The organism is Rhodoferax sp. (assembly GCF_014859475.1).
Taxonomy (GTDB): Bacteria; Pseudomonadota; Gammaproteobacteria; order Burkholderiales; family Burkholderiaceae_C; genus Rhodoferax.
In genome coordinates, this window is record NZ_JACUUE010000342.1 from 1 (window position 1) to 1501 (window position 1501).

The following is a 1501-nucleotide window of genomic DNA, read 5'->3' on the forward strand; positions in this document are numbered from 1 at the left end:
GATCAAAGCCCAAGGGCTCAGCACAACCCATTACGCCCGACAGCACGGACTGGCCAAGTCAACCCTGTACCTATGGCAAAGAAGAAAAACTCCAGCTGGCATCGTCGCAAATTGCCAAGCCTGACACCGTGCGCACACCCGCGCCCAGCAAGTTCATCGCCTTGCGCCTGTGCGAGCCCCAACGCCTCATACCAGCAGAGCCTACGCACTGCACCCTGGTGTTGTCTGGTGGCATGCGCCTTGAAATGCCGACACTGCCAGCGCCACAGTGGCTGGCCCAATTGAGTCGCTGCACACTCAGATCGTTCAATGAACGTTCCCGCTCCGATTGGAATAAGACCTGCAGCCAAGCAATGGCATCAAGTTCATGGGTTTGAATCGCCGCTTTGCGCTGGCGGATGAAGCTGTGAATGGCCATGAGATTTGTGGGTTGGATGGTGTTCTACAAAAAAAGGTGTTGCCACCAAGATTTTCCGTGCTAACATTATTCTAACAAACGTTAGGTAGATTTAAATGCACACAAACACCCTTACCCCTCTGCACGAACGCTTCCCTTATTTCACAACCGAACACGAGATGCTGCGCGAGACAGTGCGCCGCTTTATCGAAACAGAGGTTGCGCCACGCGCTGAACAATGGGAGGAGCAAGGCATGGTGCCACGCGAGGTACTGCGCCAGATGGGCGAACTCGGGCTGCTTGGAATTCGTTTCGAGTCCGAGTACGGTGGCAGTGAACTCGACACCCTGTCCACGGTTGTGCTGGCAGAAGAGTTGGGACGCTCAACATTTGGTGGTTTCGCAGTTACTGTGCTGGTCCACACAGATATGGCAGCCCCGCATCTGCACCATGCCGGAAACTCTGAGCAAAAAAGTCGCCTGATGCCAGACATCGTGGCAGGTCGTCGTATTGCTGCGGTAGCTATGACTGAACCTGATGCTGGCTCGGATTTGGCATCCATGCGAACCACGGCGCGTCGAGATGGTAATGAGTGGGTACTCAATGGTGCCAAGATGTTCATCACCAACGGCGTACATGGCGAAATCTTTTTCGTGGCGGCAAAAACCGGTGAGGTCGGACGTAACCATCAGATTTCGATGTTCATCGTAGAAAAGGGCACGCCCGGATTCAATATTGCACGCCCACTCAAAAAACATGGCTGGTTGTCAAGTGATACAGCGGAACTGGTATTTGACAATTGCCGCATTCCAGCGGGCAACCTGCTGGGCGAAGAGCACAAGGGTTTCTACGCGCTAGTCAAGAACCTCCAGAATGAACGCATCGTGCTGGCAGCGCAGGCCATGGGTGAAGCATCAAAAGCGATAGAACTGACACTGGAATGGGTCAAGCAGCGTAAGGCTTTCGGTGCAACCTTGTGGGACAAGCAGACGATCCGGCACCGGCTGGCCATGTTGAGTGCGCGTGTCGAAGCTGCCAAAGCGTTGATTTACAACACGGCCTGGCGCGATGCGCAACAGCACAAGGTAACCGCGCAAGCTGCCA

At 54.6% G+C, this 1501-nt stretch carries 1 protein-coding gene; it reads left to right on the forward strand.

All coding sequences use genetic code 11. The features are described 5' to 3' along the window. Positions 1 to 513: 513 nt before the first annotated feature. The coding region (locus IBX54_RS15095) for an acyl-CoA dehydrogenase family protein (protein ID WP_296543468.1) at positions 514 to 1501 on the forward strand (988 nt) is incomplete at its 3' end.